At 36.7% G+C, this 15,245-nt stretch carries 14 protein-coding genes; 9 read left to right on the forward strand and 5 right to left on the reverse strand.

The annotated features are described in order from the left end of the window. Positions 1–14 precede the first annotated feature (14 nt). Positions 15–2,702 carry a cation-transporting P-type ATPase gene (locus LG377_RS00965; protein ID WP_225742865.1) on the forward strand — a complete coding sequence of 896 codons (2,688 nt, stop codon included), beginning with the start codon at positions 15–17 and terminating at the stop codon, positions 2,700–2,702. A gap of 470 nt (positions 2,703–3,172) precedes the next feature. Here the strand turns inward: LG377_RS00965 and LG377_RS00970 are convergent, their stop codons facing one another. Next, the gene (locus tag LG377_RS00970; RefSeq protein WP_225742866.1) at positions 3,173–3,355 is read right to left on the reverse strand and encodes a hypothetical protein; all 183 of its coding nucleotides are present in this window, start codon (positions 3,353–3,355) and stop codon (positions 3,173–3,175) included. A gap of 279 nt (positions 3,356–3,634) precedes the next feature. On the opposite strand from LG377_RS00970, the gene LG377_RS00975 reads away from it, so the two are divergent. Beyond that, positions 3,635–3,979 carry a hypothetical protein gene (locus tag LG377_RS00975; RefSeq protein ID WP_225742867.1) on the forward strand — a complete coding sequence of 115 codons (345 nt, stop codon included), beginning with the start codon at positions 3,635–3,637 and terminating at the stop codon, positions 3,977–3,979. On the opposite strand, the gene LG377_RS00980 is transcribed toward LG377_RS00975, so the two are convergent. After that, positions 3,908–5,602, reverse strand: a complete 1,695-nt coding sequence (locus tag LG377_RS00980) for an IS1182 family transposase (RefSeq protein WP_225742868.1) — start codon at positions 5,600–5,602, stop codon at positions 3,908–3,910. The genes LG377_RS00975 and LG377_RS00980 overlap by 72 nt on opposite strands. A 570-nt stretch (positions 5,603–6,172) precedes the next feature. Here LG377_RS00980 and LG377_RS00985 point away from each other — a divergent pair. Both LG377_RS00985 and LG377_RS00990 read left to right on the forward strand, forming a co-directional pair. Then, complete coding sequence (locus LG377_RS00985; RefSeq protein ID WP_225742869.1) at positions 6,173–6,979, forward strand: hypothetical protein; 807 nt, start codon at positions 6,173–6,175, stop codon at positions 6,977–6,979. 20 nt (positions 6,980–6,999) lie between these two features. After that, on the forward strand, positions 7,000–7,281 hold the full coding sequence (locus LG377_RS00990) for a hypothetical protein (protein ID WP_225742870.1): 282 nt from the start codon (positions 7,000–7,002) through the stop codon (positions 7,279–7,281). 482 nt (positions 7,282–7,763) lie between these two features. Here the strand turns inward: LG377_RS00990 and LG377_RS00995 are convergent, their stop codons facing one another. The 3 genes from LG377_RS00995 to LG377_RS01005 all read right to left on the reverse strand — a co-directional run bounded on the left by LG377_RS00995 (position 7,764) and on the right by LG377_RS01005 (position 9,718). After that, positions 7,764–7,988, reverse strand: coding sequence for a DUF378 domain-containing protein (locus LG377_RS00995; RefSeq protein ID WP_225742871.1), 225 nt, complete (start codon positions 7,986–7,988; stop codon positions 7,764–7,766). Between the two features lie 92 nt (positions 7,989–8,080). Further along, complete coding sequence (locus LG377_RS01000; protein ID WP_225742872.1) at positions 8,081–8,365, reverse strand: hypothetical protein; 285 nt, start codon at positions 8,363–8,365, stop codon at positions 8,081–8,083. Positions 8,366–8,692: 327 nt separating this feature from the next. Further along, positions 8,693–9,718, reverse strand: coding sequence for a N(5)-(carboxyethyl)ornithine synthase (locus LG377_RS01005; protein ID WP_225742873.1), 1,026 nt, complete (start codon positions 9,716–9,718; stop codon positions 8,693–8,695). A 348-nt stretch (positions 9,719–10,066) separates the two neighbouring features. Here LG377_RS01005 and LG377_RS01010 point away from each other — a divergent pair, with 348 nt between their 5' ends. From LG377_RS01010 to LG377_RS01030, 5 genes are all read left to right on the forward strand, one after another. Next, a complete protein-coding gene (locus LG377_RS01010) occupies positions 10,067–11,392 on the forward strand; it encodes an ABC transporter substrate-binding protein (RefSeq protein WP_225742874.1) in 1,326 nt (441 codons plus the stop codon). A gap of 97 nt (positions 11,393–11,489) precedes the next feature. Continuing rightward, entirely contained in the window at positions 11,490–12,350 is an 861-nt protein-coding gene (locus LG377_RS01015) for a carbohydrate ABC transporter permease (protein WP_225742875.1), read from the forward strand. After that, entirely contained in the window at positions 12,350–13,168 is an 819-nt protein-coding gene (locus LG377_RS01020) for a carbohydrate ABC transporter permease (protein WP_225742876.1), read from the forward strand. Before LG377_RS01015 ends, LG377_RS01020 begins: the two co-directional genes overlap by 1 nt. A 26-nt stretch (positions 13,169–13,194) precedes the next feature. Next, entirely contained in the window at positions 13,195–13,920 is a 726-nt protein-coding gene (locus tag LG377_RS01025) for a DUF624 domain-containing protein (RefSeq protein WP_225742877.1), read from the forward strand. A gap of 49 nt (positions 13,921–13,969) precedes the next feature. Further along, positions 13,970–15,046, forward strand: coding sequence for a mechanosensitive ion channel family protein (locus LG377_RS01030; protein WP_225742878.1), 1,077 nt, complete (start codon positions 13,970–13,972; stop codon positions 15,044–15,046). Positions 15,047–15,245 lie beyond the last annotated feature (199 nt).

A 15,245-nucleotide genomic window follows, 5' to 3' on the forward strand; every position in this document is an offset into this window, starting at 1 on the left:
AAGGGAGATGAGCAATGCCTGAAAATAGAAAGTGGTATCACCTAGAGTCATCGGAAGTCGTTAGTACGCTGGAAACCGATTTAGAATCAGGGTTAACAGAAAAAGAAGCAAGAGCACGAATAGAGACCCACGGTCGAAACGAACTACCTGAGAAAGAAACGATTCCTGAATGGAAAAAATTTATAAGTCATTTTAACGACATATTGATTTACGTCCTCTTTCTCGCAGCAATCATTACCTTCCTATTAAATCACCGATTAGATACAGTTGTCATCATTGCTGTAGTAATCGTAAATGCCACCATCGGTTATTTCCAAGAAAGCCGAGCAGAAAAAGAACTGAACAACATTAGAAATTTACTTTCATCCCAAGCAACGGTTCTAAGAGATGGTCAACGCTACGATATTGACGCGAAAGAATTAGCCCCTGGGGATATTGTGATCTTGAAAGCAGGAGACAAAGTTCCAGCCGATATAAGATTAGACTATACCTCGAACTTCAATGTAGAAGAATCTGCACTAACTGGAGAATCCTCTTCGGTTGAAAAATCAGCTGAATCCCTTCCAAAAGAAACAACTCTTGGAGATAGATTGAATATGGTCTTTTCAGGAACTGCAGTTGCTTCAGGTTATGCAACTGGTATCGTTGTTGAAACAGCTCAAAGTACCGAACTAGGTAAAATCAATACATCCATTTCCGAAGTGGAATCAGTAAAAACACCCTTACTCAAACAAACAGATAGTCTAGGTAAAATGATTTCCATCGCAATCCTCGTAATCTCGCTCTTAACCTTCGCTTATGGTTATTTCATTGGAAACTATGATTCTTATGAATTGATCCTTTATGTTATTGGTATGGCAGTGGGTGCGATCCCTGAGGGCTTACCCGCTATCCTTTCTATCATTCTTTCTATCGGCGTAAGATCGATGGCTGATCAAAACGCAATTGTGAAAAGTTTACCCTCTGTAGAAACGTTAGGTGCTGTTTCCGTTATTGCTTCCGATAAAACTGGAACATTAACTAAAAACGAAATGACAGTTACGACCGTTCATCTAGAAAATGAATCCTTTAACGTAACCGGAACTGGTTACGCACCAGAAGGCGATATTAAACAGGATGGACAAGTTGTGTTGCCTTCACAAAACGACTTACTAAAACAATTTTTAAGTATGGTCAAGACAGTTAACACTTCACATATCCGTCAAGATGATGATGGGCAATGGATTGTATCTGGAGACCCTACTGAAGGGTGTTTAATTACCCTATCTGAAAAGGCTACCGAAGAAATTCCCCGTCATGATATTATTGAAAAAATACCATTCGATTCGTCATACAAATATATGGCTGCGCTAGTTGAAGTAGATAATCAAAAAATGATCTGGGTCAAAGGTGCTCCAGATAGACTCTTCGATCTTGCTTTCTCTAATGCAGAGCAAGACTCTATCGATTTCTGGAACAACAAGATGTCTGAAAGGGCCCAAGAGGGAGAGAGAGTAATCGGTGTTGCTTATAAAAAAGTCAGCAGCGATAAAGAAACTATTGATCACGATGATTTAGTAGAAGGATTAGAAGTGGTTGGTCTGGCTGGAATCATTGATCCTCCTAGAGAAGATGCAATTAAAGCCATTAAAAGCGCTCAAAAAGCAGGAATCAAAGTCAAAATGATTACTGGCGATCACCGCGATACTGCAATGGCAATTGGAAAACAAATGGGTATCGGGGACGGTAAAAAGGCTCTTGAGGGTAATGAGCTCGACGACCTGTCTGATGAAGAACTAAAAAAAGCTGTTTTAGAATATGATATTTATGCACGGACTAGTCCTGAAAATAAAGTTGCATTAGTGAGAGCCTTACAAGCTAATGATCTTACAGTCGCTATGACAGGTGATGGTGTAAATGATGCACCTGCTTTGAAACGAGCAGATATTGGTGTCGCAATGGGTATAAAAGGCACAGAAGTTGCAAAAGATGCCTCTGAAATGATTCTAGTTGACGATAATTTTCAAACAATTTTTGAAGCGGTTAGAGAAGGTCGACTTGTATATGATAATCTCAAGAAATCTATCTTGTTTATTTTACCAACAAACGGAGCAGAAGCACTTTTGACCTTTGCAGCTATTATGCTCGGTTTATCAATGCCACTTACGCCTATTCAAATCTTGTGGATCAATATGATGACATCCGTAACCATTTCTCTTGCTTTAGCGTTTGAGAAATTGGACCCTAGTACAATGGATAAACCACCTAGACCTAAGAAAACTAGAATTTTGAGTCCGTATTATATTTTCAGAATTTTCTATGTTTCTGTCTTGGTTGGTGGGAGTGTTTTATTTATGAACACGACCATGATTGATAGTGGTTATAATCAAGAAATCATCAATACCATCACTTTCCAATCTATTGTTATTTCTCAGATTTTCTACTTGTTTAACTGTAGAAAAGAAATTGAATTTGCCTTTGGTAAAGGGTTCTTTGCTAATAGAAGTGCCTTTATTGTTTCAGCTTTATTAATTGCCATTCAAATTGGTGTAACTTATTTACCCTTTATGCAGTCTGTTTTAGGAACGGTCTCTATTGAGGGACAATATTGGCTGTACCCAGTCCTGATTGGCTTGATTGTTTTCTTGGTTGTAGAAACTGAAAAATGGATTACGCGAACAATAAAAACAATAAAAACAATAAAAACAATAAAAACAAGGTAAGGTTTCCGTATCTTTGACTTTACTTTTAACTAAACCGTTTGAGAAAAATTTTCAAACGGTTTTTTTAATACTTATCAATAACATTAGAGTAGACATCGGATTATAATATACGGAAATGAGCCATAATCATTAACTGACTTTCCTACAGGAAAGTGTATTTTGTATTGGTGTATACAAATTGATAGAATCGTTATTAAATTAAAAAAGTATGGTTAGGTTCTTTTGCATACAACATTATATAGAATGTTGCATTTTAATTGTGGTCTAAGATACTTTAAAAGAATAGTGTTTATTTTGGATGACTATTTAATAATTATGATAAACTTGTTAAACACTACCTTCAGATTCTAAATTTAACTATTATCGTTCTTGATTTTCAATCCAATAAGCAATCAATTCTGAAGCGCTCATATTGACGGACTGAGCCATATCTTTTAATTTCTTTTTATTAGTAGGCGTGATTGAAAGGTTCATGGAGCCTTTTTTTCTTTTTCCAATTCAGGTAAACTTGAGGGTTTCGTTATTTCGGAAGGGCTCTTTGCTTCTTTTGGACTATTTTTTAATTGCGAACTACTTTTTTCTATTTCTTTTTTCTTAGCCTTTTTAGCTTTCTTTTCTTCTTTCTTTTTGGCTTTATTTTTTTTCTTACCCATAATTCACTCTCCATTTTTTTATTATGTATAAGCGGTAACGTATGTTTTGTCAATTATGCTACGTACATATTACTCAGTCAAGTGATAGTTCCGAGGCTTTAGCCTGTTTTAATAAGGCAGTGATCTTTTTTATTGTAAAAAGATACTATCGCTTCATTTTTTCAAAATAGAGATAAAGATTAATGATTAAGGATAACTGTGGTTTCTTGAATTCTTATTGTGCTATAGTTTGAATAGAAGGACCATCAAACCAATGAGGGAGAGCAGCGATATGTTTGCATGATCGGTTTAGGATTACTAGCAGGCTGTAGCTCAACGGACACTGAGGTAGAGGATGCTTTTAAAACAGCGACTGAAGAAAGCAATCTTCAAGAGACGTCAGAAGAAACTGCAGAGCCAAACCAAATATCTCAAGACGAAGTGGAATCAGTACAGGAAGAGATCCCTCGTTCTGTACTCTTGGACAAGACTTTCTGGAGTTTTGATAAAGATGAAGAATACGATTTGACTGCAGAGGTTGGTTTGGTGCTTATAGAAGGAAACTATGCTATTTTATCTTATAAGGGGCTGGGAAAAAACCAGCTTCTGACAAATAAAAAGAACAATGAAAACCGTCGGTTTTAGATGGTCTTCATTGTTCTTTTGTCTTTTTTCTGAAGGAGTAAAAGTATGCCCTCCTTTTCTTCGGAGTTCAAGGATCAGTTTCGTTAAATTCATGCTCATAAACATCAAGCCAATGTCATTATGAACGGCTTGTTTCCCTCTGACATGAACGCGTCGCATGCCAAAGACACCTTTCATCCGACCAAAAATGGTTTCTACGTCAATCTTTCGTTGGGCGTAGATACGTCTTCCGTAGTCACTTTCCAGGTGTTCTTTCGCTTGATGTTTAAAGTATTCCCAATTGTAATTCACCGATGTTTGTCTCTGGTTCCCCTTCGGGGTTTTGGCTAGAGCATTCAGCCGGTCATCCATTTGTTCTTTGTCTGCTGTGTATACTTTAAACTGACGTGTATACCCTTGCTTGTCCACACGTGTGCTGTAGTGGGTAAAGCTAAACCGCACGCCGTCTAGATCGGTATAAGCATCTTCTTTTTCGTCATAGGACCAATTATCCCGTCGTTTCGGATCTCGTTTATATTTTTTCTTTTGTTCTGCGTGATACATGCCGTAAGGGATTAAAGGAACCTTTTCATAATCATCGATGATCGTTTCATAGTTCTCTTCGCTGCCATATCCGGCATCTGCGACAATATACTTGAACAAGTCCAGTGTGGAAATGGTTGATAAAAAAGGAAGCAGCGTTCGCGTATCCGTAGGATTTGAAAAAATATCATAGTCAATAACATATTGATTATTAGAAGCGACTTGAAGGTTATACCCGGGTTTCAATTCGCGGTTTTTCATGGGATCTTCTTTCATACACATGAACGTAGCGTCTTTATCCGTTTTGGAATAACTGTTTCGTCCATCAAAGGTTGCTCGGGCTTCTTCGTATGACTGTTTTCGCGGCAGGTAATCTTTGACACACTTGTTGCGGTGCTTTGTTAACAGACGACGACGTCGTTTGTGTATAGAACCACCTTTGGGAATCTGTGTTTCTTCTTGGATAGATTCTTCAACCGCTTCTAGTGAGGTGTCAATCGCATCAATCAGCGTTTCAATGCCTTCTGATGTGTCTAACTGCTCTTTTGAAAGGCAGATATTCACTTGTGACTGAATCATGGTTTCATACAATGCTTCGACATTCTCGTTCAGCTTTGCTTCATAACGATCGATGGCTTTCTTCCAAGTGAAGGAGTAAATATTGGCATCGGCTTGAAGTTTTGTGCCGTCAATAAACAAGGCCTCTTCTTGAAGCAGGCCGTTCTCTTGGAGTAGTGACGTGAACAGGACGAAAGCGTATTTGATCAGGCGCTTGGCATGTTCACTCGAACGAAAATTATTGATTGTTTTATAGGTAACGGATGTGTCGCCGGTCAGCCATTTCATTGGAATGGACTCGTCATTCATGCGTTCAATCGTACGACCTGAAAAAGTAGAACGACTACAGGCAAATAAGCACATTTTAAGTAACATGGCAGGGTGAAACGCAGGACGTCCCGTATGAGATGTTTCTTCCAGAAGAAATTCCGCAGGAATAGAATCAACGAAACGACTGATAAGACGTGCTTCGTGATCCTCGGGAATAGTGAAGTCTAGTTGTAGTGTTAAAGCAGTTTCCATTGTGTTATACTCTTGATACAAAGTGAGCCCCTCCTTTAATTGCTGTTGGTACTTCAATTATAGCCGGTGGGGCTCATTTTGTCTTTATAAAAGAAACATCCCTCGACCATTTTTTCTCAAAATTGGTCGAGGGATGTATTCATTTTAGGGGAGTTTTTTCCCAGCCCCTTATAATCTTTAGAAAAGTTTTTATTAAGTTCAATTGGTTATTTGTGTATCATTGACTAGATAAAAGTCATTACTTATTTATCTACCGTATTGACCCAAGTCAAGAATATATTCCTCTTCTATGTTCTCAAAAATATCAAACTCAATTCTACGTATTTGAATACTATGATTCTCAGTATCTCTAAACCAATCAACTTTATTGTTACGGAAAAAAATGCTGATAGGTCGACTATTAGAGTATGTAACAATAGACTATACCCTATTGTTACAAATGAATGTGCAGACAATAAATTTAAGCTAAAAGAGTTTAGACACATTTTGTTCATTTTTTTGACTTTATTTTAATGATATTGAAATATATATGTAATACAATGCTACAATCACCTTGTAATATCGTCATATAATAAAATGAAGAGGTGATTTATGAAGATTTTAAAAAAATGCTTAATCTCACTGCTAACAATTATTATGATGTTTCAGATTTTCGGAACTACAGGATTATATGTTTACGCTGCTGAAATTGATTCAGCAGATAGTACTACGGAAGATGAAATGGTAAATGATACTTATGAAGAAAACACTTACGAAGAAGATATAACAGATAGCGATATTGAAAATGAACAAGCTGATGTTATATTATCAGAATATGGAATAAGCATAAATGGTACTTATTATACGCAAGAAGAATTTGGCGATTTACTTGAAACGGCTGTAGAAGTAGAAGTAGATGAATCTGACTTGCAAGATTTTGAAAAAGAAAGTGTGGAGTCAGAACCTGGACAAATGTTTACTAGAGCTGCGCTTGCACCGGGGATAAAGTATACAGCGGTGGTTGCTGGTAAATGGGCTATTGCAGGAGTTGGTGCAGTTGTTATAACTCAAGCAGGCACTATTATTGTGGCTGGAGTTGCTATAGGTGTAGGATTTTGGGCGTACACAAAAATACGCGTTTATTTCACTGAAAGAGCATATAACAATCATAAGAAAAACGGAACAAAAACTAACAATCACTCTTCTAAGCGCACAAAAGTAGGACAAAGAGACAACGCATTACCGTATACTGGTAGTGGTTTATCTTCTAAGGATTTACTCCAAGATGGTAAACTTAAACAAAGAAGGTATTATGATAAAAATGGTAAGGCCGACTTAGACATTGACTATTTCCATCCTGGAAAGCATAAATTTCCCCACAGACATACTTTTCCAGGCGGCAATAGGACTGGACATTAACAAAGATAGGAGGAGGATCAGTGAATCTCGAAGATATTGAACATTCAACGGGTATAATGAATTTAGAAACCTTGATATTTTGTTTGACATGGGGAAGAGAAGTACAATTCGATTACCTTGGAAAAGAATACTTCCTTGATAGTGCTCACGGAGATAAACATGTATTATGGAAAGAAACAACTCAGATAGGTGAAGAATTTACAGATGTTACTGAAGAAAATTTAAGCAAATTATATATAGAAGGTAAAAGCGTTGCAGATATCTTTAAAGATGGCGAAGCTCTAGTAACACTTATATATTAGTCAAACATGTAAATTAAAAAATATGACGGTATTATGTAATTGATAAATGCTATTACTTTAATCTGTATGAACAATAAAAAGAGCAAAATCTCACTCTGGATTTTGCTCTTTTTTGTACTTTTCTCATATAAAAAATAGTAATTAGGTTGTCACTCGTCTCAAAGTATTGTAGTTCAATCGTATACCCTATTGTTACTTTAGGTAAAGAAAATTAGTTAATGTTTTGATGTATAAAAAAAGTGAGAGAAGGATGTGATTTTGTAAGAGGAACATTCTATAAACAGTTTACTTATGAAGACGCTGGTAATATTGATTACTATTACAATGAAATATTCTTTAACTAAATGATTTTCATCTTACCTTTTTTAGCAAGGATAATGTACTTTTTATCTGATTATGATCATTGGATTTTGAAACATAAAAAACACGAAAAAAGAGTATGATTCTACTCTTTTTTCATGTTTAGAAAATTAATATTCTTATTAACGCTCATTACGTGTAGAGGTTGTATCAGAATTGATTAGAGGGAAGAATTTTAATGAATAAAGAGCACATACCCCAACAACAATATAAACTATTTTAGATAAGAGCGCTGTCTCTCCACCAAAAATCGTAGCTACTAAATCAAATTCAAAAAGACCTACTAAGAGCCAGTTCAAACCGCCAACAATTAAAAGAGCTAAAGCAATATTGTCTAATGTTTTCATATCAACACCTCCTTCTTTAATATAATTTAAAGTATAAAGATAAAAGGATGAAAGTCTAACTTAAAGCCTTCTTCAGATTCTAAGTGTAAAGTTTATTCTTTTTGGTTATTGATCCAGTAAGCAATCAATTCGGAAGCGCTCATATTGACTGATTGAGCCATATCCTTTAATTTCTTTTTATTAGTAGGAGTAATTGAAAGGTTCATGGAGCCCTTTTTTTCTTTTTCCAATTCGGGTAAACTTGAGAGTTTTGTTACTTCTGAAAGGCTCTTTGCTTCTATTGGATTCTTTTCTAAGGGTAAATCACTTTTTTCTTTTTCTTTTTTTCTAGCTTTCTTTTCTTCTTTCTTTTTGGCTTTATTCTTTTTCTTACCCATAATCCACTCTCCATTCCGTACATCATTGGTAACATACGTTTTGTTAATTATGCTACGTGTATTTTGCTCAGTCAAGCGAGAGCACTGAGGAGTGAGTTTAGTTTGGTAAAGTTACAGTAAGGAGAGTTATATTAAACAAAGCAAAAATGTATACGATAAAAAGACCACCGAATGTTAGAGTGATGATCTAACGTTCAGTGGTTTTTTATAGTATTCACTACCATCACCAAGTGCCTATTCCAGGTAGTCAGATGGATATAACTACTGGGAATAGGCACCTAATAACAATGGCCTTTATACTTTGTACGATTCTATTGAAAGTTAATTTTAGCTAAGTGAGGTAGAATCTTCTGTATCCAGTACATTCATTTCTTCAGAGAGCGTTCTGTTCTGGTATTGATTGATGCGTTCGTCTATGATTAATCCGTTGTCGACAATCAGGGCATTATCTAAAATTTCATTGGGACGATTTTCGACTAAATCATCTATATACTTGACTGTTTCAGTGGAGATAGCACTTGATGAAGAACGATAAAAAATAGTGGGTGTATGGTCGACTGCATAATGGATGACATTATCTATTTCATAGATGGGATCTTCAAGAGAAGTAGGGACAGTGGTTTCAATGGCACCGTGCTCGTCGCAACTAACGTCAATCAACATCGTGCCGGGCTTGAATCGATTTAAATCAGATTGATAAATCAAATGATCTTCGCGTGACGTATCCCACAGTATGGCATTGACGATCACATCGAATTCTGTCATTTCTTTCTGGAACAGTTTTTCTTGATTACGATTATATACTTTGATATCTGCGCCAAGGCTAGTCAGGATCCTTTGTGCTCCGCGAGCTGTATTACCGCGTCCTAAAATAGCGACTTTTGTATCATACGGCATAACACCATTGGACTGGTAAGCATGCATGACCGCAGCTTCTCCTGCAAGTTCATTATTCCGCCAATAAGAATGACGATTGTCCTCATACATATCTTCCCAGGCATAAGCAGAGAGCTTATTATCAATTAAAGTATCGGTTACTTCTTCACTTTGAACAGCATGAACCCATCCAAATAAGGTTTGACCTGGAAGTAAGTCTTTAATAAAAGTCGAATCTCCAATTTTAGGATCACAGACGATATCTTGAGCTAAAGCAATTTCTCTAGGTACGATTTGACAACCCAATTCAGAGTACTCCGAGTCAGTTATATTTAAATCGCTTCCATAACCTTCTTCAAAAAATAAGGCTTTTGTATGCTTGAGTTGCACAATGTCTTTAGGTAATAGGGCAATGCGCTTTTCGCCGGATTTATGACTGTTCACAAATCCAATGGTTCTAACGGTTTCTTTTAGCATATTTGCAACCTCCTGTTTTTAATAAAAATATACGGAAAAACTTTACATGATAACCTATTATGTCACTAATGGAAAGGGTTTACAAACAGTCAGATAAATAAAATCGTAATAAAATTAAAATTATCACTCCAAAGCTATGCTAGGTATAAGAATGAAGACGGATGCGGGCTCCACTTATTTATTTTTTTGAAATCAAAACTCATAGAAGCTAGAGAAAGTATGATCGTTTGAATTGCAAAAGTGGAAGCGGTTGTATTAAAGTTAAATTATTAAGAAATAGAATCTTACTGAGCACATAAGATTAATCGGCAGATAAGGGACGTTAGGGTAATAAGAAAGGAGAATAATATGTTAATACAGGATAATTTGACTAACGGTAGCAAAGTGTTTTTTGTAGGAACTTGTGCATTACTTTTAGGGGCTTGTGGAAATGAGGATGGCGCTGGACCAGGTGGTATGGGGTCAAACGACGATTCAAGTGGCGAGACGATTCAACTGAATATCATGCAAGGGAAAGTTGAATTTAACACGCAGTTCAATGAATTAGCAGATCAATATATGGCAGAAAATGATAACGTTCAAATCGAGATCACTTCTGTAGGTGGAGGAACGGATTATTTCACACAACTCACGACAAGGTTTTCATCAGGGGACGAACCGGATATCTTTAGTGTTGCGGGTCCCAATGAAATTGAGCAATTCCAGGATACGATGGCCGATATGTCTGACACAGATACAGCAGCGGCAGCCTTAGAAGGAACGATCGAAAATGTTACCCATGATGACGGAAGAATCGATGCGATTCCGTATAACCTTGAGGGATACGGATTCGTCTACAATATGGAAGTGTTTGAACAAGCAGGAATTGACCCGGAAGCACTGTCGACTTATGAAGAGTTGAGAGATGCTGTAGAGACAATTGACAGTCAAAAAGAGACGCTGGGAATCGAAGCCGTATTTGCTTTACCGGGAGCTGAAAGCTGGGTTATGGGAGATCATTTGGCGAATGTTTATTTATCTCCAGAACTGAACGAAAGTCCACTCGAAGCTTACAATGCAGAAACGCTGGCTTTTGAAAGAGCAGACGAGTTTCAGCAAATGCTAGATTTACAGGTGGATTATTCAATCGAACCCGTATTGAGTCTGGATTATTCTCAACAAGTTGAAGAGTATTTTTCATTGGGACAAGTTGCAATGATTCAACAAGGAAACTGGATTTATCCGACGTTAGAACAAATGGATCCTGAATTTGCGGAGTCTAATGTAGGGATGATTCCGATTCCGTTAGAAGGGTACGAAGACCGTTTACCGGTAGGTGTTCCAAATTACTGGGCAGTGAATGATAATAATGATGATGCAACTGTTCAAGCTGCAAAAGACTTTTTAGACTGGATGTATTTATCCGATGTAGGAAAAGACTTTGTCGTATCAGAATTTAATTTCGTTCCAGCTTATGAAGGATACGAAGATCTGGAAATTAGTGATCCACTTTCTCAAATTGTTTATGACTATTCTCAGAGTGGAGATACGTTAGGTTGGGTCTTTACTGGCTTCCCGACTGGGTATCAGTTAAATGAATTTGGACCGAACCTCCAAGCCTATATCGGCGGAGAAATGACGTGGGAAGAAGCTATTGAATCCTCAAAAGAAGCTTGGGAGTCGATGAGACAATAATAGGATATTGAAAGAGAGTCGTTTGGTACATTAAAAAATGGCTCTTTTCAATTTAATCATCAGCTGAATGTATGATTGTTAGAAAGGAAGTCCTAAGATGAAAAACAAAGAAATGACATTCTGGTTATTTATAACCCCTGTTCTACTTAGTTTATCACTAGTCGTTATTGTACCTGTCCTTATGGGCGTTTTCTATTCTTTTACGAATTGGGACGGATTAAATTTCACAGCATTCGTAGGAATAGATCATTACCGTAGATTGATTGGCGATGAGCAATTTTTGCAATCTCTCTGGTTTACAGTTCGATTCGCTTTAACAAGTATTATTTTACTGAACGTTATTGGCTTGGGACTGGCATTACTAGTAACGAGTAAGCTGAAAAGCCGCAATCTTTTAAGAACCATCTTTTTTATGCCGAATCTAATTGGTGGATTGATTCTGGGATTTATTTGGCAATTTATCTTTATCCGCGTTTTTTCTACAATAGGAGATGTCATAGGTGCCGAAGTTCTGAAAGGTTGGTTGTCGACGCCGGCAACGGGATTTTGGGGACTCGTGATTCTGACGGTATGGCAAATGGCAGGTTATATTATGATCATTTACATTGCCTACTTACAAGGCGTGCCCAAAGAATTAATGGAGTCTGCAGAAATTGATGGGGCGACACCAGGTCAGAAATTCAGACACGTTATTTTTCCTTTGATTGCACCAGCATTTACCGTAACCATGTTTTTAACGTTGTCCAATTCGTTTAAAATTTATGATCAGAATTTATCTTTAACAGGTGGAGGACCTTATAATTCCACTCAAATGGTTGCCATGAATATTGTAGATACTGCTTTTTCTGGAAATCAAATGGCTTACGGTCAATCAAAAGCCATTGTGTTTTTTGTCATTGTAGCAATCATTTCTCTGAGTCAAGTTTACTACAATAAGAAAAGAGAGGTGGACCTATAATGAAAAAGAAAAAATGGTCGATTTATGTACTAGAAGTTTTCGGTCTTTTACTGGGATTCGTTTGGGTTTCTCCATTTTATTTGATGATCGTGAATAGTTTCAAAGACCCAAGAGGAATTTTTTCAAATGTGTTGACCCCTCCTTCAGAATTGAATTTTGCGAATTACCAGCAAGCTTTTGAAGATTTACAGTTTGTGCGTTCATTTTTCAACTCGTTGATGATTACCGTAGCGAGTGTGGTCATTATCATTCTCTTTTCTTCAATGGCTGGATATGCACTAGCGAGAAATAAAAGTAAGTTGAGTAGCATGATTCTACTGCTATTCGTTGCGGCTATGCTAATTCCTTTTCAATCCGTTATGATTCCGTTGACCTCAAACTTTGGTCAAATTGGCATGTTGAATCGCGTTGGACTAATCCATATGTATCTTGGTTTCGGTTGTAGTTTATCGATCTTTTTATATCACGGAGCGATGACAGGAATTTCCGTTACCCTAGATGAAGCAGCTAGAATGGATGGTGCTAATAAGCTACAGATTTTTTGGCGGATTATTTTCCCGTTACTTAAACCAATATCCGTAACAGTTGCGATTTTAAATGTTATCTGGATCTGGAATGACTACTTGCTTCCCTCACTAGTACTAGGAAACAGTAGTCAAACCATTCCGATTCGAATGTTTTATTTCTTCGGACAATATACAAGACAGTGGCATTTGGCCTTAGCGGGATTAACCATTGCAATCATCCCTGTAATTATTTTTTACTTCACTTCTCAAAAACAGATTGTTGAAGGTGTAGCAGAAGGTGCGGTTAAATAGAGCAGCGCCAGTAAAGGAGTAAACGAATGGCAAAAGGAAAATTCTATTTCACATTATATGAGCTTTCAGATAAGCTGACGACACTTTTTTTATTCAATTTATTCTGGTTAATGTTGAATATTCCAGTGATTCTATTGACTATGCAAATATTGGTCGTTACTCAGTTGGGTAGCTATTATATTTTAGGACCATTATTGATATGGACACTCCCGGTATTTTTCTATCCTAGTACGCAAGCCTTGTTCTGCGTTGTCAGAGATCTTATCTTAGACAAAGGAAGTTTAACGTTGAAATCTTTCTGGACCTACTTTATAACAAATTACAAAGAAAGTTTCTTGACGGGCATTATGCTTACAGGTGCACTTGTTGGTGTAGGAGTAGGGTTATTTTATAGCTGGTCTATCAGTTTTATGATGTTCACGATCTTTCTGGTTTTACTTTTTTATGTCTTGACCATGATAATCCAGTTATTCTCTTTTCAAGCACATTTTAATATGCCCGTTTGGTGGAAATTCAAACGAATGCATCAGCTAGTTTTTGCAAAAATCCTTTATTCTATCAGTTCTCTTTTAGTGGTTTTACTGATTCTCTATGCTACCTTTGAAATGAGTTTATTTATCTTTGTATTAGCAGCACCTGTTGCCAGTGTTTATAGTGCGTTTTTCTTGTTCAAAGTGCAATACAACAAGATGATGCGTTTGCGTAAACAGACCTCTAAAAGATTAGATACCAGCGAGTTCTTAGAGGTTTAGCGCATAATTTGATACAATGGTAAATAAATAAAGTTAAAGGGGCGAGTGTGTGTCAGTGTTTGAGAATTGGATCGAATATTTAAATGACGTAGGATTATCGTACTGGCTAGGTGGAATCTTTGGCGTTATTGGAATATTTATTATCAGGCTTGTTTTAAAGCAAATTGGAGAACGATTGATTCAATCTGAAAGATTGGTCGCCTTATGGAAAACATTTCTCAACTGGAGTACGCTTTTTCTACTCATCATTTTCCTATTGAGTTACTTATCGAATACGCCTTGGCTCTACGATACGCTGTTTGTTTTCGGAGAGACGAACGTCTCAATTTTCTTGATTTTAGCTGTTTTGTTTGTTGTTGTGATTGCTGTCCGGTTTTCAAATGCAGTTAAACGCTACGTTCTCCCTACTCTATATTCTAAATACGAGTTAGATAGAGGCATGCAGGCAACATTCAATACATTATTTCAATATGTGGTCGTAGCGATTGCGATTCTAGTAGCTCTTTCTTCTTTAGGATTTAATCTAACAAGCCTGACCGTGGTCGTCAGTGTATTAGGAGTTGGGATTGGGTTTGGACTTCAAAATATTATGTCTAACTTTATTTCAGGTCTGATTATTTTGTTTGAGCGTCCAGTAAAAGTGGGCGACCGCATCATTATCGATGATACGATTGCGGACATTGAAGAAATTAAAATGCGTGCAACGATTGTACGGACAAGAGCGAACGAGCGTATGATCATTCCAAATTCATTTTTCTTAGAAGAAAAATTTATCAACCGTTCCTATGCGGATACTCGTTTAAGAATTTCCATACAGGTGGGCGTATCTTATGATAGTGACGTTAAACTAGTAAAAAGATTGCTAGAAGAATCTGTTGTAGAATTAAGAGAAGAGAAATGGCACAATATATTAAACGACCCAAAACCAAGAGTGTTCTTCGAAGATTTTGGAGATTCCTCTTTGGATTTCAAGGTTTGGTTCTGGATCGACCAGCAGACGGACGAAAGAGAATTCCGTGTGCCAAGTGATTTGAGGTTCAAGATATTTGAAAAATTCAATGAACATGACATCGAAATTCCTTTCCCACAGAGAGATCTTCACATGATTGAACCATCTAAAAGATAAAAAAGTTTCTAAAAATCTGACTCAATTGGTGGGTCAGGTTTTTTATTTTCAAAAATCATGAGTTATAAAAAAAGTCAGTGAAAAAAATAATCAGTCAATTACTTTGTAAGATTCATACAAGGAAACCAACTATACTATTCAATATCTCTTATATATTTCCAAAAAAAAGTATAGAAATGTCAGATGAGCTTAGGTATAA

Source organism: Marinilactibacillus sp. Marseille-P9653 (assembly GCF_916618885.1).
Taxonomy (GTDB): Bacteria; Bacillota; Bacilli; order Lactobacillales; family Carnobacteriaceae_A; genus Marinilactibacillus.